This window comes from Candidatus Protochlamydia sp. W-9 (genome assembly GCF_001950615.1).
In the GTDB taxonomy this organism is placed as follows: domain Bacteria; phylum Chlamydiota; class Chlamydiia; order Chlamydiales; family Parachlamydiaceae; genus Protochlamydia; species Protochlamydia amoebophila.
Genome location: NZ_BCPZ01000128.1, coordinates 25,359 through 50,236 on the forward strand (window position 1 = coordinate 25,359; position 24,878 = coordinate 50,236).

12 protein-coding genes and 3 pseudogenes are annotated in these 24,878 nt (G+C 33.7%); 7 read left to right on the plus strand and 8 right to left on the minus strand.

What is annotated here, in order from left to right; all coding sequences use genetic code 11:
* Positions 1-161 precede the first annotated feature (161 nt).
* Positions 162-851, plus strand: coding sequence for a WD40 repeat domain-containing protein (locus BU804_RS14585; RefSeq protein ID WP_226996126.1), 690 nt, complete (start codon positions 162-164; stop codon positions 849-851).
* A 208-nt stretch (positions 852-1,059) separates the two neighbouring features.
* On the opposite strand, the gene BU804_RS04050 is transcribed toward BU804_RS14585, so the two are convergent.
* Together BU804_RS04050 and BU804_RS11185 are read right to left on the minus strand one after the other, a co-directional pair.
* Positions 1,060-4,290, minus strand: coding sequence for an NACHT domain-containing protein (locus BU804_RS04050; protein ID WP_075883086.1), 3,231 nt, complete (start codon positions 4,288-4,290; stop codon positions 1,060-1,062).
* A 233-nt stretch (positions 4,291-4,523) separates the two neighbouring features.
* A pseudogene (locus BU804_RS11185) lies at positions 4,524-5,300 on the minus strand (IS5 family transposase).
* A 290-nt stretch (positions 5,301-5,590) separates the two neighbouring features.
* Between BU804_RS11185 and BU804_RS04065 the strand changes: the two are divergent.
* The 5 genes and pseudogenes from BU804_RS04065 to BU804_RS11190 all read left to right on the plus strand — a co-directional run.
* Positions 5,591-8,437, plus strand: a complete 2,847-nt coding sequence (locus BU804_RS04065) for a pentapeptide repeat-containing protein (RefSeq protein ID WP_075883088.1) — start codon at positions 5,591-5,593, stop codon at positions 8,435-8,437.
* A gap of 350 nt (positions 8,438-8,787) precedes the next feature.
* The gene (locus BU804_RS04070; protein WP_075883089.1) at positions 8,788-11,526 is read left to right on the plus strand and encodes a pentapeptide repeat-containing protein; all 2,739 of its coding nucleotides are present in this window, start codon (positions 8,788-8,790) and stop codon (positions 11,524-11,526) included.
* A 415-nt stretch (positions 11,527-11,941) separates the two neighbouring features.
* The gene (locus BU804_RS14590; protein ID WP_226996127.1) at positions 11,942-12,424 is read left to right on the plus strand and encodes an F-box protein; all 483 of its coding nucleotides are present in this window, start codon (positions 11,942-11,944) and stop codon (positions 12,422-12,424) included.
* Positions 12,355-14,682, plus strand: coding sequence for a pentapeptide repeat-containing protein (locus BU804_RS04075; RefSeq protein ID WP_255371569.1), 2,328 nt, complete (start codon positions 12,355-12,357; stop codon positions 14,680-14,682). The genes BU804_RS14590 and BU804_RS04075 overlap by 70 nt, the downstream gene beginning before the upstream one ends.
* A gap of 99 nt (positions 14,683-14,781) precedes the next feature.
* Positions 14,782-15,241 (plus strand): annotated as a pseudogene (locus tag BU804_RS11190) (IS1/IS1595 family N-terminal zinc-binding domain-containing protein); the annotation flags it as partial.
* Between the two features lie 31 nt (positions 15,242-15,272).
* Here BU804_RS11190 and BU804_RS11195 read toward each other — a convergent pair.
* Positions 15,273-16,100: pseudogene (locus tag BU804_RS11195) on the minus strand (IS982 family transposase).
* A gap of 372 nt (positions 16,101-16,472) precedes the next feature.
* On the opposite strand from BU804_RS11195, the gene BU804_RS04090 reads away from it, so the two are divergent.
* Entirely contained in the window at positions 16,473-19,079 is a 2,607-nt protein-coding gene (locus tag BU804_RS04090) for an ATP-dependent Clp protease ATP-binding subunit (RefSeq protein ID WP_075883092.1), read from the plus strand.
* Between the two features lie 54 nt (positions 19,080-19,133).
* On the opposite strand, the gene BU804_RS04095 is transcribed toward BU804_RS04090, so the two are convergent.
* From BU804_RS04095 to BU804_RS04115, 5 genes are all read right to left on the minus strand, one after another.
* Entirely contained in the window at positions 19,134-20,342 is a 1,209-nt protein-coding gene (locus BU804_RS04095) for a hypothetical protein (protein ID WP_075883093.1), read from the minus strand.
* A 283-nt stretch (positions 20,343-20,625) separates the two neighbouring features.
* Positions 20,626-21,120, minus strand: coding sequence for a hypothetical protein (locus BU804_RS04100; protein WP_075883094.1), 495 nt, complete (start codon positions 21,118-21,120; stop codon positions 20,626-20,628).
* 164 nt (positions 21,121-21,284) lie between these two features.
* On the minus strand, positions 21,285-22,682 hold the full coding sequence (sthA, locus tag BU804_RS04105) for a Si-specific NAD(P)(+) transhydrogenase (protein ID WP_075883095.1): 1,398 nt from the start codon (positions 22,680-22,682) through the stop codon (positions 21,285-21,287).
* Positions 22,683-22,825: 143 nt separating this feature from the next.
* Positions 22,826-24,211, minus strand: a complete 1,386-nt coding sequence (locus tag BU804_RS04110) for a hypothetical protein (protein WP_075883096.1) — start codon at positions 24,209-24,211, stop codon at positions 22,826-22,828.
* Positions 24,193-24,381 carry a hypothetical protein gene (locus tag BU804_RS04115; protein ID WP_075883097.1) on the minus strand — a complete coding sequence of 63 codons (189 nt, stop codon included), beginning with the start codon at positions 24,379-24,381 and terminating at the stop codon, positions 24,193-24,195. Before BU804_RS04115 ends, BU804_RS04110 begins: the two co-directional genes overlap by 19 nt.
* Positions 24,382-24,878: the final 497 nt, after the last annotated feature.

Sequence of the window (24,878 nt, forward strand, 5' to 3'; positions counted from 1 at the left end):
TAGGATCTTTTTTAAATTGGGCTCTGTCAAAAGACAATCGTTATCTCTTTTTTGTTTATCAAAACCAATTTAAATTAGTAGAAATAGATTTCAAACAACAAAATCAATTAATTGACATCAATTCCAAGGAACAAAAACTTACTGTTCCTCATTCCTGTCTTTTGGACAAAGAAAAAATTGAACCTACTCTTTCTGATCATGTTTTTCCCATCACAACTTTTGCTTTAAGCAATATTACAACAGGGCAAATCCATATATGGGAGATTAATTGGAAAACCCAACAAATACAAAAGCTGATTCAGTGGTCAACGGAATTACCCTTCACATTACACTTCGCATTACCCCCCACTAATTTTTGCTTATTAGGTCAATCAAAGTTCTGTTTTCAAAAAAATAAACAAACCCTTGCTGTATGGGATAAAGAGACGCGTAATGAAAAAACCATCAAGTTTAAAAATGAATTAGACTGTTTTGATCTGTTCAAAGATGGCTCTTTGATGGTGACTGTTGAAAAACTAGTAAACTCAATGAGCGAAAGCGTTTTTTCCGAAGATAAATCCAAGTTTTGCTTATGGAATTTAGATCAAATGAAAAAGCTCGATCGTTTTACGCTTCCTTTTCATCATTCGATAATTAAACTTTCACCCAGAGGTAAATTTTTGATTGTTCAAGACATTTATAGTTTTGTAAAATTGAGAGTATGGAAAATAAAGAAGGGGAAATTTAATTTTTTATGGAAAATTCCAATTTATTTAAATGTAACTAGGTTGAGTTTAAAGAATACACAAAATTTGGATGCAAAAAATACTTTATTGCTTACTCAATTACAAAATGAAAAAAGATTTCAATAAAAAATCTAAACTTATTTGCTAATTTAAAAGTATTTTTTTAATAAGCAAATTTTTTAGGAGCAAAATTACTTGGAAAACATTATTAATGAAGTGAAATCTAAGAATAGATGAATAGTTAAGTATTAAAAGCAGATAACTAAAATTTAAAAAATTACCCCTAATTTTTTGACACAAAGTTGAAGTAATTTTTTAAATTTGCTTAATTACGCTAACTTCTGTCGTTATCCCGTCTAATCCACTTAGTTAAGTTATACTTGTTATAAATTTCATCAAATCTTTTAGCGCGACCGAAATAATTACCAAACTGAGAAAAGTAGAGCTGGTAATCTCCGTGCATAAAAGCCCATTCTCCTTGGTTTTTTAAAATTAAACATTCTTTATAAAATTTTTCATGAGATTTCTTAAAGAATTTTTGAATAATTCCTTGTAAAGCGATATCCTCTTTCGTGCTTGTTGAAGAGTTTGAAAGATCTTTGACATCTTCTTGTTGCTCAGCAATAGCTTGAAGTGGAATGGAGAAAATTTCATGCGTTTGCATAGCTGCAGCTAACTGAGCAGAATACATTAAAAATTTTTCAGGCCCAATAGGGAGGAGTTTTTCTTTAAGGCTAGATCGATAAGCTTGAACACAGGCAAAAATGTCAAAGAAATGTTGCTCGATCTCCCCCTTTGTTTGTTGTCGAAAAATCTCTTCTATTTTTATATCTGATCTACTTTCCACAATCAAAGGCAAAACTTCGACGATGACATGCAATCTAAAAGGGTTGGTAATAAGTTTCCATAGTTCGCTATCTTGCAGCTTTTTGAAAGTTTCCCGGTATTTTTCTGCAGTCCACGTAGGAAAAAGATTATTTTCTTCTTTTTGACGCTCTTGTGCAAATTTTTCTAGATAGTCAAAAATTTGTTGTTCGTTAAAAGGTGTTAAAATTAATTTTTGAATCGTTTTTCCCACAGGTTCAAAGCGTTTTGCATCATTCAGTCCTTTCTTACTGACAAAGATAACTTTGGCTATGTCTTTCTCTGCAAAGTTATTAGCTTCATACATGTTCATGTTTTTGGTTTCACTAGGAAGCTTAAGAGGATTGATTTCATCCACAGCATCGCAAATAAAAACTACTTTACGCTCTTTTAATTCATTTAACTGATCTGGAGTCATTCCACGCAAAGCAAATGTCTCTTCTATAATTTTTTCAAGAGGATTGTTTAAACTTCCTAAATAGGTATAAAAGGGAAAATAACTGGTGCTAGAATAATTTCTTAATAGCTCGTTGGTTAGAACTTTCATGGTAAGCGTTTTCCCCGCTCCCCCGTCTCCTTCTAGATAAAGAACGGGTGTATTTTCAGTTTCGAAAAAGTTTTTTAAGGCCTTTTTTAAAGGAAATGAGTCAGCAGAAAAGCCTTCGTCTTCCTGGACATTTGGAGAAATGTAATACACACTTTCTTTTTTAAGTTGATCATCTTTTTCTAATTGCTTTGAGATTTGCTTTAAGGCATCGAGGATAGGTATCTGTTTCACTGCTTGATCAAAAAGTTCATTTTGTGGTCTAGAAACTGGGGAAAAGACCACATCTTGCAGGTTCAACTCTTTGAGGGATTCTTCAGTCACGCGGCTCACTGCTGGGTCGTCATGGGTCTTACAAGCTAATAAACAATTTCTGACAATTTCTAAAATTTGATTTCGATGTTCATCTGACTCTAACTTAAAAGAAATGGGAGAATTAGGTTTTTCTTTACTCACATTATCTTGGTAAATGCGCTGCAAGAGCTGGATAATGACTTTTTTTAAAGCAAGGTCTTTTGGAACATGTGTAGGAATGTGAAGCACTTCTTTGAGTAAATTAACAAATCCGATAAGAAATAAGGGGTGGTGAAAGACCCTTATTGCTTTTTTGCTAAAACTTACTTCCTGTGTATTTAATTTATCTAATTCACTAAAAAACTTTTCCGGTTTTTTAAAAAGGGTAAAACGCAAGGCAAGTAAACTAGTAAACCATTGTTTTTTGGAAAACCACTTTTTAAAGCGATAATCTCGGTAGGATAAAACTTTTTTAAAATCCTCTACCGAATCAAATAAAGAAACTATGTGCCAAGGCTCAAAGATGCTGACGCTATCGGCAATTTTGGCAAAACCGCGCAGAAGATAAAAAGTACGGGACAAAGTAGATTTAGCTGTATCTCCAACTGTGGTGTCATCGGAAATTTGAAGAAAGGAATTTTTGCCGTAATGAGCAAGATAGTCCATCTCTAAGTTATTTTTTAAGTCTTTGCTCTTTGCTATTTCATTAATGGCTTTATAAGCACTGAGATAAACATCTTTGTTAACTCCTTGCACTTTTTGTATGATCATGGTTTCTAGCAAAGCAACGAGCGCTCTTAGGCGATTTTGGATGGAAGGGATGTTTTTAGAACCAGCCTGTGGAACCAAATTTTCTGTCAAAATCACTAGTAGTTTTACTAAATCGTTCGCATCAAATTCGTCTAAAATTTTTGAGGAAAGAAAAACATTATCTTCTTCTGCATCCACCTGCTGCTGGTAAATTGTTTTTTGAAAATAGACCAGAATCTTCTTTAAAATTTTTAAAATATTTTGATCGGTTAAAGGATTTTCTACAAAATGTTTGGTAACGCTCCTAAAAACGCGCATTTGGTCGTTTTGCTGCAATTTATCAAAGATTTCAATCATCTCCTCGACTGCCTCTGAGCGAGGCTGTAGCATGTTAACAAAGGCGTCTACCATCTTCTTAAGCAATATAGCTATAATTGGATCTTGGGAATTCCCCTGCTTGAGATATTTTACTAAGTCTTTCGTATGCTTAAGTGATGACAAAGAAAGAGACGATGAGTTTAAAGCAGACAAACATAAACATTTTTCTCCGTCTTTTTGTTTTATCTTAATTCGAACAAATGCTTCAAAGTCTGCTAAAAAAAGATGCCGAAGATCTTCTAAAGAAAATGCTTCCAAAAAACCCAAATCAAGAGCAATAGGCTTTGTTTTTCCTTTTTTATCTTGGAGAGTTGCCCGGCTTTCTTTAAGTTTGCTTGGGCATAAGTGTAAAATATAATTTTCCCCTCGCGAAGTCTTACCCTTGATCTCTACCATTATGTGAACAGGTTCTTTTGAGTTAACTTGTTCAAACTCTAGATTTAACTGCTTAACACTCTTTTGTTTTGTTAGGTTGAGTTGAGGATGTTGTTGCAGCATTAAACGAGAAATGTTTGCTAAAAGCCAGTCAGTCGAATGAGTTTGAAAAGTCACTTCCCACTCCTTCCATTCTTCTTTCTTAACTTTACTCACCTCTACTTTTGCCGTGATTGTTTGTTTTAAAAGTAGATGTAATCGATATTTGTATTTGTCGGAATGGCTGGATACCTTGCCATCTAGATGAAAAGTAATCAATGGTGTTGTAATAGAAGATGTAAAAGGTATGCTAGGTTCCATCGTGCTTTTCCTTAGGTTAGAATAATACGTACGTATAAGCCTTTGAACAAGGATTTTTTACGCTTGATTTATAGATAAAAATTTTTAAATTTCATCTTCTTCTCTTTTTCTAATAATTGTCAATCTTTTTTTTGAATTTTATGAAGAGAAAGGGCACGGCATAAGTTAGGGTCAAGGTAAAATAATTTTAAAAACTTTAGCATAAAATAACCTTTTAAATTTGACAGAGAGGGTTAGATAGTGTAGTCACGAGACTTCTGCCCATATAGAGCAATACATCTAATATGGACTGCAGCCAAGAATGAGGCTGTGTTCTTTGCATAACGGGTCGCTATTCCTCTCCAGCGCTTCAAATGTAAAAATGCATTTTCCACCAAATGTCTTAACTTATAGAGATCTTTATCGTATTCTCGACCAGTTATGCGATTCTTTCGTGGAGGAATCACCACTAGCATCCCCTGCCTTATAGCTTGCTCAACGATTGCGTCGCTATCAGATCCTTTGCCTGCCAGTAACCACTCAGCTGTAAGACCAGCGATCAAATTCCTTGCTTGAGTACAATCTGCTGTTGTATCTTCTGTAATCATGACTCTGATCGGCAGACCACGCGCATCCACGGCAAGTTGCAATTTTGTATTGAGCCCCCTTTTGTACGACTCATGCTCTGATTACCGCCTTTAGCTCCCACTGCATGAGGATGCACTTGACAATGTGAAGCATCTATCACAAGCCATTCATCATCTGGATCGTCAATCAGCACCTCAAGCAACCTTTCCCAGACTCTCTGATTGCGCCATCGGATAAATTGCCGATGAGTATTGCTCCAACAACCGTAATCTGGAGGCAAATCCCTCCATGGAGCTCCCGTTCTTTAATATCCAAAATACTGCATTGATAAAAGTCCTATTATCTCTTGCTATCCCACCCCAAGCCCCTCTTCTTCCTGGCAAATGAGGTTCTAGTAAATTCCAAACTCTGTTGGATCTATCATGTCTTCTGTGTGCTTCCATAAGATGCTCCATTGATGAGCATAGAAGAGTAGCACATTCAAGCATTTATTTTATTTCTCGTGACTAGACTATCTAGTAAACGAATATACTTTAATATCCTCAAAACATAAGAACTCATTTTAAAAGTAGCTCTTTTCATATTGTCCCTGCCTGTGCAGCCCTTGTTAATATTTGACAAGAAATTATTTAAATTATACAAATAATCAAATAAAAATGAATTGCTTTATTTTATTATTGTTTGCAAAGTTTAAATAGATCTTTCCTCACCCTCTTTTTAGGAGAATTATAAGGTGCTAATTTCCTCTGACATAAATTCTAAGATTTTTTTAGATAACAAACAAAATCCCTCATTCCCTTCTTCTTTAGCTATAAAAATTGGGTTAGAAATATTTAAAAATTTGGAATTGCTAGATCGAAAGCAAGCTAGGCTAGTGTGCAGAAAATGGAAGCAGCTGATTGATAAAATAGATATTATTGAAAACTATAATATAAGTCTTAAAAGTCCGGCCGATGTGAGACAGGAAGCTACTCATTATTTGCGAAACCCTGAAAAATTAAAAGCCGAGCAACGCTTTCTTTTAACAATTGTCAGACTTTCGAAAGATTGCATAAAAATAAAGGTCGCAGCTGCAAATGCCTTGATGATTTTAAAAAAAACCAATTTTTCTTTTATTGGATGTGATTTGAAAGGAATTCAAGCTCCCGGTGTTAGGCTTGCCCGGGCAATTTTGAATAAAGCTAATTTCTCGGGAGCGAATCTAGAAGGGGCGGATTTTACTGGCTGCTCCTTAGAAAACGCTATTCTTGATGGCGCGGAGCTTAGAGATGTCCAGTTTGGCCAGCTCCCTTATTTAAACCATCAAAGTAATATACTCGCTATGGCTGTGTCTCCTGATGGCAAGCATTTGGCTTCCGTTGATTGGGACAGTTTCTATATTTGGAATTTGGAAACTTTTGAAGCTCAAACGCAAATATTGGCGACAAGAGTTAATCCAAAGTCGACGTTCCCTAAGTACAATTTTCTCCAGTTTTTTCAGAATGGCCAATTTCTTTTCAGAGCATCGTGCATGGAAAAAGATAAATTGCTTCGTAAAAGGGATGGGAAAATTGAAATATGGAAAACTAATCCTCTAAAAATGATCAATTCACTGCTTATTGAAAATATTGAATTTTTTTCCTTATTGGCTCTTACTCAAGATGAAAAAATGCTTATTACTTTAGGCATAAAAGACCTATTTTCTCCTATGCCAAAAATAGAAATTTGCCTTTGGCAAATAAATTTTAATACCCTCCATACTCCTCAACTTCAACCAAATCCAGTCAAAAAAAAAATAATAATGGGTTTCTCGGTAATTGCTAGCCGCTATGCCCCTAAAAATTCTATTATCGCTATTCTTGTACTAGAACATGCGAGCGAATGCTTAAGAGGAGAATGTGTCAAATTTTATACCCTCCCTGATTTAGAAGAAGTAAAACAAGGTTTGGTATTTCAGCTATCTGAAAAGAAGAAAATATCGCCAGGCAATATAATGTTTTATGATATGATATTTACCCCCCAAGAAAGCCATTTTGTCATAATAAATAGGGCTATAGCTGGGGAAAACAAAAGTGAAGTACATAGTTGGAATATAAAAAACAAGCAAAAAAAAATTTTATTTTTTGAAGAAGGGACTATAACCCACCTCCATTTTTTGTCAGATAACTCACAAATGGCTTACTTTACTAGCGGGCGTCATGGTATAGTCTTTTTTCGCATACGTGACAAAGATTGCAAATTAAAGTTCAGCGAACGGTTAAGCTTAAAGAATTCTGATGATCGCGAAAGTTTCAAAGATACACTAAACTTTATTTCTAATGATCAGTTTGTCTTCCAGTCTAAAATAAAACAAATTTCTATTGCTTCTTTAAAAGCTTTTGTGGGCAAAAAAGAATTTCCTCTATCTCTTCGTGATATGTATTTTTCCCCAGATGAGCAAAAAGTCTTTCTTTGGAGTTATGAACACCAAGAAACTTACTTGTCTAACCCAGAAAACACCTATATTCTTCATAACGTTGAAAATAAACTTTATACCTATCAAACTTTTAATGGGAAGAAATTTAGAAACAAAAAATTACCGAAGCCTTTTTCTGCACCGAGATGGTTCGAGGATTGGGGTTGCCGTCTCTCTTCTAATGCCCAATATTATATTCGAACATGCCCCTCCGAAAGCAATGGCAAAAACAAAATTACTATTTCTCAAGTTGAAAATGAAAAAGTACAAGCTTCATATACAGGATCTTTTTTATCTTATTCATTATCAAAAGATAATCGTTATCTTGTCTTTATTTATCAAAATCAATTCAAGCTAATTGAAATAGATTTCGAAAAACATAATCAATTAGTGGACATGGATTCCACGAAACAAAAACTTACTGTTTCTCTTCCTTGTCTTTTGGGCAAAGAAAAAATTAAGTATACTCTTTCTGATCATGTTTTTCCCGTCACAACTCTTGCTTTAAGCAATATTGAAACAGGGCAAATCAGCATATGGGAGATTAATTGGGAAGCCAAACAAGTGCAAGAGGTGTTTCAGTATTTAACGAAATTGTTTTCCACTGAATTTTGCTTATATAGTCAATCCGGCTTTTATTCTCAACAATCCAATTTTTATTTTCAACAATCCAAGTTCTATTTTCAAGAAAATGAACAAGCTCTTATTGTATGGGACAAAAAAACGCACGTTAAGCAAACCATCAAGACAAAAAATCAATTCATTGATTTTATTCCATCCCAGAATGGAGATTGGATAGTCACTATTGAAAAAATAGTAATTTCAATGGATAAGGAGAAATTTCCTATATATAAATCCAGGTTTTGCTTAGTAGATTTAGATCAAAGGAAAAGACTTGATCACTTCACCCTTCCTTTTGGTGATTCAATAATGCGATTGTCACCAAACAATAAATTTTTGATTGTTAATCACAAAAGTGATTTTGAAGAATTAAGTATATGGAAAATAAAGGAAGGAAAATTTCAACTTTTATGGAAATTTCCTCATTATTTAAACGTAAAGGGATTGAGTTTAAAGAATACACAAAATTTGGATGTAAAAAATGCTTTATTGCTTTATGAGCTTAAAAAATCTGTTTTCAGCTGAACTCTAATAAAGCACATCATCAGTTAATTCCTCTTAGAGACCTGTTTTTTTCTGTGATTAACATTAAATTTAAAAACATTAAATTTTTTGAAAATAAGTTAAAAATTATAAGCATCTCTAAAAAAATAAAGGAATTAGTGCTTTATTCTTTCAAATACAAAAAATTAATTTTAAATAAAATTTTTAGATTCCCTTTACCCAGAAAACTCTTATTAAGATTTGAAAAAGAATTCTTTAAATCATACGGATAAACAAATGAAAAAATTAATCGTTCTATTTTAGTATAGTTTACATACACCACAACAGTTAAATAGATCTTTTTCTCATCCTCTTTTTAGGAGAATTATACGATGCTGCTCCCCTCTAACATAGTTTCTAACATAGATTCTACGATTTTTATAGATAACGAACAAATTCACTCATTCCCTTCTTCTTTAGCTATAAAAATTGGGTTAGAAATATTTAAATATTTAGAATCGCTAGATCGAGGGCAAGCTAAGCTAGTGTGCAGAAAATGGAAACAGCTGATCGATAAAATACATATTATTGAAAGGTATAATATAAGACTCATGAATGCGACCGAGATAAGACAGGAAGCTACTCATTATTTGCGAAACCCTGAAAAATTAAAAGCAGAGCAGCGCTTTCTTTTAACAATTGTCAGGCTTTCGAAAGATTGCATAAAAATAAAGGCCGCAGCTGCAAATGCGTTGATGATTTTAAAAAAAACCAATTTTTCTTTTGTTGGCTCTGATTTTAGAGGGATTCAAGCTCCTGGTGTTAGGCTTGCCCGGACAATTTTGGACAAGGTTAATTTCTCAGAAGCAAATCTAGAAGGAGCGAATTTTACTAGTTGCTCCTTGGAGGACGTTATTCTCGATGGCTCGGAGCTTAGAGACGTCCAGTTTGGCCAGCTCCCTTATTTAAACCATCAAGACGATGTAATCGCTATGACTATGTCTCCTGATGGCAAGTATTTGGCTTCCGTTGATTGGGGAAATTTCTATATTTGGAATTTAGAAACTTTTGAAGTTCAAATGCAACCATTGGAAATAGAAAATACTGAACGCACTTTTATACAGTTTTTTCAAAATGGCCAGTTTCTTTTTAAAGCAACTAGTAAGAAAAAAGGAAAGACGCCCCAGAAAGCAAGAATTGAAATATGGAAAACCGCGCCCCTAGAAATGACCAATTCATTAGTTATTGATGATATTGAACTTTTTTCATTATTAGCCCTTACTCAAGATGGAAACATGCTTATTAGTGTAGCCGAAAAATTTTTTAATGGAAAAAATGGAAAAATAGAAATTTGCCTTTGGCAAATAGACTTTAATGACCAAAATCTTCCTCAAATAACCCCTGTTAAGACAAAAACTTTAACAGGTACATTATCTAATGATATCTGTAAGTGTAGCTATGCTCCCAAAACCTCTATTATCGCTATTGCTAAACTTTTTAATCCTCTTTTTACAAAATCTGTTAAACTTTATACCCTTCCTAACTTAGAAATTAAACAGAAGTTGACATTAAAAAAGGGAAAATTTCTAAACAGTATGATATTTACTCCCCAAGGGAACCAACTTATTATAAGTCTCTTTAAAACAACAGGTAAAAATAAAATATATAGTTGGAATATAAAAAATAAACAAATAAAGAGCTTGTTTTCTGAAGAATTTTTTATAACCTATCTCCATTTTTTGCCAGATAGCTCACAAATAGCTTACTTTGCAGACAAACGTAATGAAAATTTTTTTCGCATACGTGACAAAGATTTTAAATTAATTTTCAGCGAACGATTTTCTAAATCCAATTATAAATATGGAATTATAACTCAAAATTTTATTTCCAATGGCCAATTTATCTTCCGACCTAAAATCAAACAAATTTTTATTACTCCTTTAAAAACTTTTGTAGGCAAAAAAGTATTCCCTCTATCTATTCGTGATATGCATTTCTCCCCGGATGAGAAAACAATCATTTTTTGGAGTTATGGTAGTAACTTTTCTTTTACTTTAACTAACAGCTTTTTTACCAATATTGAAAATATGCTCTATACCTATCAAACTTTTAATGGGAAAAATCTTGGGTATAAAGAATTACCGACATTTTTTTTGGAAGAAAAATGGGGGCAGGATTGTCAGCTCTCTTTTGATGCTCAATACTGTATTCGAAAGTATTTTCCTGAAAGCAATGGCAAAAACAAAATTACTATTTCCCAAGTTGAAAATGAAAAAATACAGGTTTCATATGCAGGATCTTTTTTAAGTTATTTTTTATCAAAAGACAATCGGTACTTCGTCTTTATTTATCAAAACCAACTTAAATTAATTGAAATAGATTTAAAAAAACACGATCAATTAGTAAACGTCGATTCCACAAAACAAAAACCTACTGTTTTTCATTCCTGTCTTTTGGGCAAAAAAAAAATTCAATATGATTTCTCTGATACTTTATTTCCTATTGCAACTCTAGCCTTAAGGAATGTTGAAACAGGAGATATTAGCTTATGGGAGATTAATTGGGAAATCCAACAAGTACAAGAGATGGTTTTATGGTCAACGAAATTACCCTCCACTAATTTTTGCTTGTTAGATCAATCGAAGTTCTGTTTTCAAGAATCAAAGTTCTGTTTTCAAAAGAATAAGCAAACCTTTGCTATATGGAATAAAGAGATATTTAGTGAGGAAATCATCCACTTGGAAAATGAGTTAACCGACTTTGATATTTCCGACGATGGCTCTTGGATGGTGACTATTGAAAAACCATTAAATTCAATGAGCGAAAGCGTTAAATCCAAGTTTTGCTTATGGAATTTAGATCAGATGAAAGAGCTCGATCACTTTACTCTTCCTTTTGATGATTCAAAGTTCCGACTGTCAACACACGGTAAGTTTTTGATTGTTAATCACAGTACTAGTGATTTTGCAGAATTAAGTATACGGAAAGTAAAGAAAGGAAAATTTCAACTTTTATGGAAACTTCCCCATTCTTTAAACGTAAATAGATTAAGTTTAAAGAATACACAAAACTTGGATAAGATAAATACATTATTGCTTTCACAATTACAAAATGAAAAGGCTTTTTCATGAAAACATATAAAATTATTTTTAAGGCAATGCTAAAGATTTTGAATCGTTATTTTTCTTAAACACAAATCTAATAAGAGACTTTCCATCTATTATGATTTTTACTTTTTTTAAGACAGTTATTCAAATTGCATTAAATTTAAAAACATTAAATTTTTTTTGAAAGTAACTTAAAAGTTATAAGCATCACTAAAAAAAGAAATTAGAGCTTTGCCCTTTCGAATATGAAAAATTAATTTTAATTAAGACTTTTAGGGATTTCGTTTCCCTAAATAAATCTTATTAGGATTTGACAAGAAATTTTTTAAGTCATACGAATAAGCAATGAAAAAATTCATTATTCTATTTTAGTATAGTTTACATACCGCACAAACAGTTGAATAGATCCTTGCTCACCTCTTTTTAGGAGAATTATACGATGCTGCTTCCCTTTAACATAGATTCTGACATAAATTCTGCGATTTTTGGAGATAACGAACAAAATCCCTTATTCCCTTCTCCTTTAGCTATAAAAATTGGGTTAGAAATATTTAAATATTTGGAATCGCTAGATCGAGGGCAAGCTAAGCTAGTGTGCAGAAAATGGAAACAGCTGATCGATAAAATACATATTATTGAAAGGTATAATATAAGGCTCATGAATGCGGCCGAGGTGAGACAAGAAGCTACTCATTATTTGCGAAACTCTGAAAAATTAAAAGCCGAGCAGCGCTTTCTTTTAACAATTGTCAAACTTTCGAAGGATTGCATAAAAATAAAGGTCGCAGCTGCAAATGCCTTGATGATTTTAAAAAAAACCAATTTTTTTTTATTGGCTCTGATTTTAGAGGGATTCAAGCCCCTGGTGTTAGGCTTACCCGGGCAATTTTGGATAAAGCTAATTTCTCAGGAGCGAATCTAGAAGGAGCGGATTTTACCGCTTGCTCCTTGGAGGACGCTATACTTGATGGCGCGGAGCTTAAAGACGTCCAGTTTGGGCAACTCCCTTATTTAAACCATCAAAAAAATGTACTCGCTATGGCTGTGTCTCCTAATGGCAAACATTTGGCTTCCGTTGATCAAAATAATTTCTATGTCTGGAACCTGGAAACTTTTGAAGTTGAAAAGCAACTATTGAAAATAGAAAGTCCTCAGCAAAATTTCCTCCAGTTTTTTCAAAATGGTCAATTTCTCTTTAAAGCAACTAGTAGGAAAGGAGGGAAAACACCACACAAAGCAAGAATTGAAATATGGAAAATAACACCCTTAGAAATGATTAGCCAATCGATTATTGGAGATAATGACTCTTTTTTGTTATTGGCCCTTACTCAAGATGAAAGAACACTTATTAGTGTAGCCGTAAAAGATGATGAAGAATTTTCTAATGGGAAAACAGAAATTTGCCTTTGGCAAATAGACTTTAGTGAACAAAATCTTCCTCAACTTACACTAGTTAGAAAAAAAATAACAAAAGGTTTAGCACAGGAGTGTAGCTATGCCCCCAAAACCTCTATTATTGCTATATATGTAAGAGAATGCATCAAATTTTATTCCCTTTCTAACTTAGAAATTAAGCAGAAAAAGACATTAAGGCGGCTATTAGGGGAAAAGGGAGAATTCATAAGCAATATGATATTTACTCCCCAAGAGAACCAGCTTATTATAAATATCCTTACTGGAATTGATAAAATTGATAGTAAAGTTAAAAGCAAAGTATATTTTTGGAATATAAAAAATAAGCAAAAAAATTTTTTGTTTTTTGAAGAACATCCTATAAAAAATCTCCATTTTTTGCCAGATAGCTTACAAATTGCCTACTTTACAGTTTACAACCATAATGCAACCTTTTTTCACATTCGCGACAAAAATTTTAAACTAAAGTTTAGAGAACGATTTAACTCAAATGATGTACTTGGAAGTAAAATTTTAGGTTTTATTTCCAATAGTCAATTTATCTTCCGACCTAAAATCAAACAAATTTCCATTACCCCCTTAAAAACTTTTGTGGGTAAAAAAGAATTACCTCTGTCTATTCACGATATGTGTTTTTTTACAAATGAACAAACAATCTCTGTTTGGCATTCTGCTTATGATTTACATTATTCTTCAGAAGACTTCTTTTTTAAAATTATTGAAAATAAACTATATAGTTACCAAATTTTTAATGGAAAAAATCTTGGGTATAAAAACTTACCTATACATTTTTCTAAACCAATTTTGAATTGGAATTGTCAGCTTTCTTCTGATGCTCAATACTGTATTCGAACGTATCCTTCTAATAGCAATGGCGAAAACAAAATTACTATTTCCCAAGTTGAAAATGAAGAAATACAGGCTTCATATACAGGATCTTTTTTAAGTTATTTTTTATCAAAAAATAATCGTTACCTCGTCTTTATTTATCAAAACCAACTTAAATTAATTGAAATAGATTTCAAAAAACACGATCAATTAGTAGACGTCGATTCCACAGAACAAAAACCTACTGTTTTTTGTCCCTTTCTTTTGAGCAAAGAAAAAATTGAACATACTTTTTCTGATCCTTTATTTCCCATCACAACTCTTGCCTTAAGAAGTGTTGAAACAGGACAAATTAGCTTATGGGAGATTAATTGGGAAACTCAACAAATACAAGAGCTAATTCAGTGGTCAACGGAATTACCCTCCACTAATTTTAACTGGTTAGGTCAATCGAAGTTTTATTTTCAACAATCGAACTTCTATTTTAAAAAGAATAAAAAAACCCTTGGTATATGGAACAAAAAAACGCGTAGAAAGCAAACCATTAAGTTTAAAAATAAGTTAATTGATTTTGTTATATCCCAGAATGGCCTTTGGATGGTGACTATTGAAAAACTAGTAAGTTCGATGAACGAAAGCGTTTTTTCCAAAAATAAATCCAAGTTTTGCTTATGGAATTTAGATCAGAAGAAAAAGCTTGATCAGTTCATTCTTCCTTTTGGTCATTCAATGATCCAACTTTCACCAGACGGTAAGTTTTTGATTGTTAATCATATGATTGATTTTGCAGAATTAAGTGTACGGAAAGTAAAGAAAGGAAAGTTTCATCTTTTATGGAAAACTCCCCATTATTTAAACGTAAAAAAATTGAGTTTAGAGAATACACAAAACTTGGATAAAATAAACGCTTTATTGCTTTCTCAATTACAAAATGAATAAGTATTTGATGAAAATAGGTAGTGCTAAATAAGTAAGGCTATTTTAATAAACTAATTTAATTGAATAGATTAATCGTCCTAATTCAAGCGAAGAAGAGCAGTGAAATGTACACACTGCGGATCCGATTTGGTAAAGAAGAAGGGCGATACAGGAAAGGAAAAGCAAAATTTTTGCTGTTTAAAGTGTGGCAAACAATGGAGCGAAAACAATGAAGCTAAAATCATTAATGAACAAACAAAGAAATTTGTTAAAAAAGCTTTTTGAGAAAAGGTGCCTCAATAGAATTTGTAGAATCTTTGATGTAAGGATGCCATAGCTGCTGCGTTTATAGATTTCATTAACAAAGTTTTACCAGAGTATTTAAATACACAAGTTACTTACTATGAGAACGATGAGTTGGAAAATAACCAGTGGTTATGGCTCGTCTTCCATAAAAAGTCACCGAGTACTTGCTAGGTAAGTGGTCCTCCAGATAAAAACTGCTGAGCTTTTTTTTGTAAAATTACCTGAATCTCTAAATAAAGCTCTCTATTTCAACGATAAATTTAATGTCTATTTTATCTAATATCTTTAATGTAAGTTGCAAATAACTAATTTATTAAAAAATTTGTTGCAACTGCTACTAAAAATCCTAAAACTTTTATTTCAAATCCATTAGACGTCGTTGCATGAATTTTTCTAGGCATCAGTCTTGATATCACGCCAAATACCCCCTCAATAAATTTTCTAATGTGCTTCAAATTTACAAAATCATGTAAATCGATTGAGCGAAGAGAATTAGATTTTGGCTTCACTATGAGTTTGATGTTTTCTATCTTTTCAAGCATCTCTTGATGCTTATAATCTACATAGGCAGAATCTCCATAAATCTTACTGCCTGCGGGTAAGTTTCGTTCCATATATTTAAAAGGAACTGCATCATGCTCTCTGCCTGGACAAAGGATAACTCTAAAAGGGCACCCATCTTGAGAAGCTAAGACTGTTACTTTCAATCCATAAAAATATTCTCGTTTACTAACATTATACCCTCTAAACTCCTCTCCTCGATAAATTCTACAATTTTGAATTCTTATATTTCTACAAACAGAAACAGGAAATGCATCAACAATATATTCAAAAGGTAATTTTCCAAAGTTTTTTAACTTTTGAATAAACTCAAGAATTTCCTCCCACTATTTCATGGGTATTTGATGAATTCTTCTATTTAATGCGCTCTTACTCAGTTTATTCATGATATATCTATGCTCAATAAGAAATTTTCGGGACGTTTCAATATTTCCGTAAAAAAATCTCATTCCGACTAAATTTATCAACATAACTTCCGCAGTAGACAGTTTTGTATTTGGCCAATCTTTATATCCAATCGAAAGGATGTAGTCGTCTAAAAGGCAATAAAGTGCTATAATTTGTTCTTCCATGGCTTCAATCCTTGTTATTTGTTCCACAAAAACAATTTAAGGATCTGAGGCCTTTTTATTTACATCTAAATTTTATTTTAACTTAGTTATTTGCAACTTACATTATCTTTAAATTCTAAAATAAAACAATCCTTAGTAACATGAACTTGCTTAAGCTTGTTTTATGATACAAGTTTTTAAAGAAAAGGAAGCTCATAAACAAAAAAACTGGCTTTGCGATTTTGAGTGGATTTTTTTTAAGTAAAGTTATTTACTTAATAGTCGAAGATAGATGAACAAGTGATTGTTTGCTTACTTTAATTTTTGGACAAGGAGATTGCGATCAAACTTTTTTCTTATCTTCTCAAATTAACATTATCATTGGAGTGAAAGATGAATCAAAATTTCACAGATCATGTTGCGGAAGCTATTCAAGCCGCTTTTGCAGAAGCACAACGTTTAAATCACACAGAAGTTACTGAAAATCACCTACTATGGGCTTTTCTCAAAGATAAAGAGGGATATTTTTACTCGGTTTTAAATGGGCTGGGGACAAATCCGCAAAAATTATTTCAAGAGACAGAAGACAATATTCACCATTTACCAACTTACTCGGGTGGAGGACAAGCTCCAAATCCTTCCAGAAACCTACAAAGTCGCATTGTCGATGCTCAAAATATCGCTCAAAGCTGGAAAGATACTTATACGAGCAGCGATCATTTTTTAATCTCCTATTGGAAAAATGGAGGAGATCCTTTTGCTTCTTGGAAAAAGAAAACTACTATCTCTTTAGAAAAGCTTGAAGAACAAATAAAAAAAATTCGAGGTGATCGTCATATGGACTCTCCTAGCTCCGAATCAAATTTACAAGCTCTAGAAAAATATTGCAAAAATCTCACAGATCTGGCTCGTCAAGGAAAGCTCGATCCTGTGATTGGACGAGATGAAGAAATTAGACGAACGATGCAAATTTTGTGTAGACGAACCAAAAATAATCCTATGCTTATTGGAGATCCGGGAGTTGGTAAAACAGCGATTGCTGAAGGATTAGCTCAACGCATAGTCCAGCAAGATATCCCCGATTCTTTAAAAAATAAACAGCTACTTGCGCTAGATATGGGAAGTTTAATTGCCGGTACAAAATACCGAGGAGAATTTGAAGAGAGGCTGAAAGGTATTTTACAAGACATTGAGAAAAGCGAAGGACAGATCATTCTTTTTATTGATGAAGTGCATACTTTAATTGGAGCTGGCGCGACCGATGGAGCAATGGATGCCGCCAATTTATTGAAACCCGCACTTGCGAGAGGTATTTTACATTGCATCGGAGCGACTACTCTTAATGAATATCAAAAATACATTGAAAAGGATGCTGCCCTTGAAAGACGCTTTCAACTTGTCTTAGTTAATGAACCAACCATAGAAGACTCAATTGCAATTTTGAGAGGTTTAAGAGAAAGATATGAAATTTACCATGGGGTGCATATCACAGAGTCTGCGATCCATGCTGCCGTGTTATTGTCTTCTCGCTACATTACAGATCGTCGTCTGCCCGACAAAGCAATCGATTTGATCGACGAATCAGCTAGCTTAATTCGCATGCAACTCGGAAGCCGCCCTCTTCCCATCGACAATAAAGAACGAGAGCTGGCGGGCCTAATTGTGGAACAAGAAGCGATGAAACGAGAAAGCACTCCCCTTGCTAAAAATGAAGTAGAAAAATTAGAAGGGCGCATTGCTCAAATCAAGGAAGAACTGAAAATTTTACGTGAGCAATGGGATCAAGAGAAAAAAATTATCGAATCTTTAAAAGAGAAAAAAGACAAACTTGAGAAATTGCGTTTTGAAGAAGAAGCTGCAGAACGCAAAGCCGACTATAACCGTGTAGCAGAGCTGCGCTATAATTTGATCCCTCAGCTACAAAAAGAGATTGAAGAGGCACAGACTCAGCTTAATAACAAACCTAATAGACTTTTGCAGGAAGAAGTAGACGAGTCCCTCATCGCTCAAATCGTTTCTAAATGGACGGGTATCCCCGTTCATAAAATGTTAGAGGGTGAAGCTGAGCGTCTCTTGCATCTTGAAAACGAACTTGAAAAAAGAGTTGTTGGTCAAGAGATAGCTGTCTCAGCTGTGAGTGAAGCGATTCGTCGTTCAAGATCTGGACTAAGTGATCCTAATCGGCCAATGGGTGTTTTTCTTTTCCTGGGTCCGACAGGCGTTGGCAAAACAGAGCTTGCTAAAGCGTTAGCTTTTCAATTGTTTAACCAAGATGAAGCGTTGATCCGGCTAGACATGTCCGAATACATGGAAAAACACACCGTTTCTAAATTAATTGGCTCCCCTCCCGGATATATTGGGTATGAGGAAGGAGGGCAATTAACAGAGGCGCTGCGAAGAAGGCCTTATGCCGTTGTTCTATTTGATGAGATTGAAAAAGCTCACCCTGATGTATTTAATATTTTACTTCAGGTGTTCGATGATGGACGCTTAACAGATAGTAAAGGGCGTGTAGTCAATTGTAAAAATGCCCTCTTTATCATGACATCAAATATTGGATCTGACCTCTTGTTAGAAAAGATGGAGCAAAACAAACAAGGCCTTGCTAAAGACGAAATTATGTTGGTCTTAGATCCTGTAATCAAAAAACATTTCCGCCCAGAATTTATTAACCGCTTAGACGATATTCTTCCTTTTGTTCCTCTACGTGAACATGATATGGAAAAAATTGTCGTTATTCAACTGAATTTACTTGCTAAGCGTTTAAAAGATCGAGATGTCGAATTAACGTGGACACCTCAAGTATTAGCACACTTAGCCAAAGAAGGATATGATCCTCATTTTGGAGCACGCCCATTAAAAAGGTATATTCAGCAAGAAGTTATTAATCAGTTATCAACTGCAATCTTAGAAGGTAAAATTCCTCCTCATAGCCATATCAAACTTGAATTGGAAGGAAACACAATTCGATTTAAATCATTTGCTGGAGGAAAAAATTAAATATTTCCCTATTGTCTACAAGCCTCGATTAAGAAGTTTGTAGACAATCTTTTTTTATTCTAAAATCATGATTTCGTCTCTAAAGTAAGCGATTAATCGTTCTACATCTGCTTGTCTAAATGGACGGATTTCTTCCATACTAGCTTTTCCTTCGATTTCATAAATCTTTCTTTCCTCTATCAAATAAACTTCAAATTCATCTGCTTTTGGAGTGTCTATGCTGCTTAAACTCCCCTCACGGATTTTCTTTTCTCTAAAGACCTTTATCTCTTCTTCAAAAATTTTTTCGAATGAACTTTCTTTTGTATAATCTAAAATCAACTTAACATCTGCAATTTCACCCCCTTTTTCTGTGGGTTGTATACTGACATATTCTTGCAGATGCCTAGCACGCGCTTCAAAACAAATATTACCATCATCAAAAGCTTCATTAAAAAATTTTTCTAGAGTCCCTTGTGATTCATGGTAAGCAAACTGCTCTTCTAAGATTTTCAAAGTCCCTTCTATGCTTTCTATCAAAGTTTGAGCAGAGTTCAATCCGGTATGGATATATAAACCGCTGATTTCTTGCACAAATTCATGAGGATTATCATCATCGATTAAACGACGCTTAATTTCATCCAAATTATCTTTTACTTTTGCACATCCTTGTACCATTAGTGAAATATACTCGTATTTGCTCATCCCTTCGGCCTTTAAACCAATTTTTTTTCCCACCAAATTCCATAAAGTAGGAGGAGCCCAGTTGTTTCTTAGAGCTTTGCTAACAAAATTGCGAATAATGTTCATAGAAAAAAACAAGAACGTTTCATTTAATTTTAAATCAGGCCTTGCTTCATCGCTTTTCGCTCCCAATTTTTCTTTATAGGAATCGATTGAATTGAGCATACTTTTATAATTAATGGGAGATTTAGCGGCAGCCTCACTAAGAGGAATATCAACAATTGCTGTGTTGATAAAAGTGTTAAATTGTGTGGGATTTAAAGCCATTTCTTTTGGTAATAAAGGAGCATTTTCCATATCAGTGACAAGAATTTCACCTAAAGTTGTTTGAAAATTGATAATATTTTGCCGCATTTTATGCGTGTCAACAAACTGCGACACTTCTCCTAGTTTTTTTTCTTTATCCTCTTCTTTTCCCAACTGCTCAGCATCTTTTTCAACGTTCTGTGATTCTTGAAATGCGTTAGGATTTGCTGAATTAGAAGAAAGTTCAGGCAAACGAATAGAAATTGGCCTATGATTATAATCTCCTGTTAACATAATCCCCCTTAACAAATTAATTATAAAATTTACTATAATTAATATTAAGTAATAATTATTTATTATATTTAAATTATTAATTAATAATTTTTAAATTTAAACTAATAATTTTTCATACAGTTTGTTGTAGCAGATAAATGTTTTTTAACCTGGGATTGCAAATAGAATGCCAAACAGGCTAAAAAAGATCTGGCAAACCAAATGAGTCAGCAAGCTTGGAGAGGAAGTTGGTTTAAATGTAAAAGGGAAAGGAAAGCCCAAAAATTAATTTTTTAAGATAATATTAATTTAATTTAAAAAAACGTTTAAGGATATTCTTTAAGAAATCACTACTTGAATGCTCGCCAGAAAGAGAGAAATAAACAGCCATTAATCCAATTCCTATCGCTGGATTAAACACGCCAATGACACAGCCTAATCCAGCTATGACAACATTGACATACAATTTCCATAGCGTCGCTACGCTTTGGTTCAATTCTTGATTTTGTAAAAGAAAAACCAATGCGCCTAAAGTAGCCAAACTGGCAATTACTAATAGCCCTAAACCAAATACAAGGCAAAAAACAACACCTAAAAAGCAAAGGAATCGTAATGGAAAAGGGCGTTGCGATGTTAAAGATTCTGTATCATTGGTAGGATTACCTTCAGAATCATAATGAGTTTGACTTTGTCCACCTTTTCTATCATCAATAAGGATAAATTCTGGCTTTTTATAAACAATGTTTTCTTTTGAATCGTTTTGATTGGATTCTTGAGAAGTTTTATCTGCATCGTTCATTTAGGCCTACCTTCATAGACGTTAATCTTCAAAATCTGAAGTTTTTATTCGAAGTTCAGTTTAATTTTCGTTAAGGTTTTAAGATGCCAGTAAATAGGAGGAATTTCAAGGGGAAAAAACAAATATAAAAAAACCAAATGAGTTTATCAAAGAGTTAAATTCAATTATTTTTTAAATTTAATTTTATTTAATCCGTTTAACGCAGCTACTCTATACCCTTCAGCATAAGTCGGATAGTTAAAAACATGGTCAATAAAATAATCGATATGGGCTCGAAAACTGATTCCCATCTGACCAATGTGAATCACCTCTGTGGCATTTCGACCAATGACATGAACCCCTAGAATTTCTAAGGTTTCGGCATGAAAAAGAATTTTAAAAAGTCCTGTATTGCTACCAGCGATATGACTGCGGGCAATTTCATAATAATGAGCTCTTCCCACTTCATAATGAAATCCCCACGCTTTTAATTCTTCTTCTGTATAACCGCAGCTCGAAATCTCAGGGATAGTATAAATTCCCACAGGATAAAAAGTCGGAAAATGATGAGTTTGAACGCCACAAGCGTGGCGAGCAGCCAAACGTCCTTGTTCCATACTTGTCGAGGCTAAACATGGGCCTCCAATGACATCTCCTACCGCATAAATATGGGGAATTACCGTTTGGAATAAGGCATTCACAGGAATATAGCCTTTCGCATCAACGATAATTCCTGTATTTTCGACGTGTAAAGCTTCAATGTTGGCAAGTCGCCCCAATGCATAAAGTAAAACATCTGCTTCTAGAGAAGAACCATCTTTGAATTTGACATAGGCGTGATCTTCTACTCTTGAAATTTCTACAGGTTCTTTTTTTCCTAAGAATTTTAATCCGATATCTGTCAAAGCTGTTTGTAAATGAATGCCGATTTCTGCGTCTAACAAAGGAAGCATATGGTCTTTTCGATCGATTACTGTGACTTCTGTTCCAAGGGCTGCAAAAAAGCTTGCATACTCTGATCCAATAATCCCTCCTCCCAAGACAATCATGCTTTTAGGAACTCGGCCGATGCCAAGCAAGGTAGTAGAATCTAAAATTACTTGTTGATCAAATGGAACATCAGGAGGATTGCGAGGATTAGAGCCTGTTGCGATAATAAAACTTGTTGCTTTGATTTGATATTTAAGCCGAAAATCATTATCGACAACAATTAAGGTGTGTTGATTTTCAAATCTTGCTGATCCTTGAATAACACGAATACTATTTTTTTTAAATTGCCTCGTGATAATGTTCCGTTCTTCATTAATGACAGTATGAAGGCGAACGTTGAGTTCATCGATCGTGACATTCGGAAGAATATAGTCTTTTCCTGCAAAATGACGATCATGGAACCGGGTTAAATCGACAACAGCTTCTCTAAAAGTTTTAGAGGGAATAGTTCCCGAGTATAAACAAGCACCCCCTAATTCAGGCTCTTTTTCAATTACAATGACATTTTTTCCTAACTTAGCGGCTTGAATCGCAGCTTTTTGTCCTGCAGGCCCTGATCCTATAATAACGACGTCTGTTTTAATTTCTTCCATAATCCCTTATAAGCAATTAATCTCTAAAAAACTTTGATATAACGCGTTCAAATGAAAAAATCCATCAAATAATTAATATAACTATCGATGTTGAAAAACCTCTCTTCAACATCGATAGAAGGGAACAAAAAATAAATTTACCTTTAAGATGTAATTAAGCCAGGAAGAAATAGGCCGGCCTCGACATTGAAAGTTTTGGCACAATTTATCGCTTCACCTAGTGTAATCAAATGCCTACGTTGTGATAAACTCGTTTTATATTGAATTTTTAAATTAAGCCGAGAAAGTTGCTCTCTACGTGAAACCCAAGCTTGGCTAATTGTGTGACCTATCTTTTTGTGATATTCCTCACAAAATTTAACTTGCGTCCAATTGTTAACTCTTTTACGCAAATCTTTAAATAAACTAGATCGATAGCTCATTTCAGCACAGGATAATTCCCGGAAATCTGCTCGCAAGCTCCTTGTAAGAGATTGAATTTGAACTTTATATTTTACTTTTAACTTATCTACACTTATGTGAAAACGTTTCAAATCACTAAGGTTTTTACCCTGAATCCGTTGTGTCCCATCATTGTTTTTTTTAAATTCTTCTTCAAAAATCGCTGCTGTTTTACCAAACAATTTTTCCAATATTTGACGCTGGTCGGTATTAGAAAATTCTTTTAGTAAAGCATACTCCAAAAATTTCCTTTCTCTTACTTCGAAATTTTTACGTACCTCATCAATTCTTTTTCCAATGCGGCTTTCAACAACATCTTGTAATAAAATTACTTCACACCTTTTTTTATATGTTACTTCACGTATTTTTCTTTCTCTATTATCATTAGAATCAATGATCACACCTAATAATCGATCATAAAATTCTTTATGCTTAGCGGCTGTCTTAATTTTAACAATTTTTTGCTGGTATTTTTCCAAAACGTGTTTTCTAAAATCATCGGCGTCTAAAGTTTTCATTGTTTCTGCAATTTGGCTTTCAAAAGCTTCAAAGAATTGCCTCATTGCTAACATAGGGTCTAAACCACCAGCAACTAAATTAAGTATTTTAACAGCAGTTTCACGAAGTTTTTTATCCTGACCATTCCCATCAATGAGCTCATCGGCGCCATTGACACATTCATGCATACCCACTGTCGCATTATGTTGGTCATAACAAGATCCGCCTTTTAAATACACAAAGCCACTAGGAGTCGATCCATCCTTAGCATGCGCAATTAAAGTAGGAATCGTGCTCGAGTGTGCAGCTTCTCGTTTGTGAATAATGCTTTTCCCTTTTTTGCTAGAGAATTTCAATTTAGGAGAACTTCCTATTTGATCATCCGCCCCTCTTGCCGAAAAAATGAAATCTGACATCTTGTAACAAGAAATAATTTGTTGAAAAAAGAGAGCTGCTCTGCGATCAATCGCAAGCGAAATTCCCTTTTTGTTCAGCTGTACAATTCCGGGACCTGTTGAATATAAGTTTTTTTCTTTAACAGAAAGCGCCTCTTTTCTATTTAAAACTTCCCCTATTTCCCCATTGTGCAAAAATGAGCAGCGACTCCCCTTTTGTAACCATTCTGCCCCGTCACACATTTTTGTGCCGCACTACGTTTGACGCGTGGAAACGAATGCAATTTCATCGATTTGGCATGATTTTGAGGAGAAAATATCAAGGGATACGGAGTGTAAGAGTCTAATGGAAATAAATCTGGCATACTATCTCCTAAATTCAACGAATTTTGGAACAAATTTATTAAAATGGCGCAATTGAAAATAACAAAAGGTTGAGTAATTGATTTAGAACTTTTAGAAGGATTAAAATTCTTAGCCCAAATGATTTTTCAGCCTAGAATCAAACTAAATTTTAGAGGTGTATAAAACATACACATATACAAAAAAATTTTATTGGCAAAGAAAAATTTAAAGAAATGTTGACGATAAAAATTTTATGCTTGCAAGACATAGAGTTTTAACACTAAAGCTAAAATTGTCGCTTCAGCCATGTAAAATTTTTTGTTTATACAAATTATACTAAGATTTTTTCATGGGGTTAGGCTTGCTCGTCAGATAAAGGAAAACTTTAATAGTTCTAAAGTGGGTAGAAAACGTCAGTTTCTAAATCTTATATTTTAAAACTGAGAATTTAAAGGCAAAAAGCTATTTTTAATTCTACTTAAGTAGCTTAAAATAAAAAAGGACACTTTCTAATTAA

What these genes read in the sequence shown, in the direction of transcription:
- BU804_RS04115 (WP_075883097.1), bottom strand. Translation starts at nt 24,381, where the DNA reads ATGCCAGATTTATTTCCATTAGACTCTTACACTCCGTATCCCTTGATA.
- BU804_RS04100 (WP_075883094.1), bottom strand. Translation starts at nt 21,120, where the DNA reads ATGAACGATGCAGATAAAACTTCTCAAGAATCCAATCAAAACGATTCA.
- BU804_RS14590 (WP_226996127.1), top strand. Translation starts at nt 11,942, where the DNA reads ATGCTGCTTCCCTTTAACATAGATTCTGACATAAATTCTGCGATTTTT.
- BU804_RS04090 (WP_075883092.1), top strand. Translation starts at nt 16,473, where the DNA reads ATGAATCAAAATTTCACAGATCATGTTGCGGAAGCTATTCAAGCCGCT.
- BU804_RS04095 (WP_075883093.1), bottom strand. Translation starts at nt 20,342, where the DNA reads ATGTTAACAGGAGATTATAATCATAGGCCAATTTCTATTCGTTTGCCT.
- sthA (WP_075883095.1), bottom strand. Translation starts at nt 22,682, where the DNA reads ATGGAAGAAATTAAAACAGACGTCGTTATTATAGGATCAGGGCCTGCA.
- BU804_RS04050 (WP_075883086.1), bottom strand. Translation starts at nt 4,290, where the DNA reads ATGGAACCTAGCATACCTTTTACATCTTCTATTACAACACCATTGATT.
- BU804_RS04070 (WP_075883089.1), top strand. Translation starts at nt 8,788, where the DNA reads ATGCTGCTCCCCTCTAACATAGTTTCTAACATAGATTCTACGATTTTT.